At 53.4% G+C, this 640-nt stretch carries 1 protein-coding gene; it reads right to left on the minus strand.

Annotation, left to right across the window (positions count from 1 at the left end):
• A partial coding sequence (locus tag ACJHX3_RS25015) for an EF-Tu/IF-2/RF-3 family GTPase (protein WP_096001884.1) occupies positions 1-640 on the minus strand: 640 nt, incomplete at both ends.

Here is a 640-nt window from a genome sequence, read left to right on the forward strand (position 1 = left end):
ACAACGCCCGCGCCAACGGTACGGCCGCCTTCACGGATTGCGAAACGCAGACCGTCGTCCATCGCGATCGGGTGGATCAGGGTAACAACCATTTTGATGTTGTCGCCCGGCATTACCATCTCTACGCCTTCCGGCAGTTCGATGGTACCAGTCACGTCAGTAGTACGGAAGTAGAACTGCGGACGGTAGCCTTTGAAGAACGGAGTATGACGGCCGCCTTCATCTTTGGACAGAATGTACACTTCAGATTCGAACTTGGTGTGCGGCTTGATGGTGCCCGGCTTAGCCAGTACCTGACCACGTTCGATTTCTTCACGTTTGATACCACGCAGCAGAACACCTACGTTCTCACCAGCACGGCCTTCGTCCAGCAGTTTGCGGAACATTTCAACGCCAGTACAGGTAGACTTCTGAGTCTCTTTGATACCAACGATTTCAACTTCTTCACCAACTTTGATGATACCGCGTTCTACACGACCGGTAACAACGGTACCACGACCGGAGATGGAGAATACGTCTTCGATCGGCAGCAGGAACGGCTTGTCAATCGCACGCTCTGGTTCCGGAATGTAAGAATCCAGGAAGCCAGCCAGTTCCAGGATTTTCGCTTCCCACTCTGCGTCGCCTTCCAGCGCTTTCA

It is taken from the genome of Escherichia sp. WS1265, assembly GCF_046487585.1.
Lineage (GTDB): Bacteria > Pseudomonadota > Gammaproteobacteria > Enterobacterales > Enterobacteriaceae > Escherichia > Escherichia coli.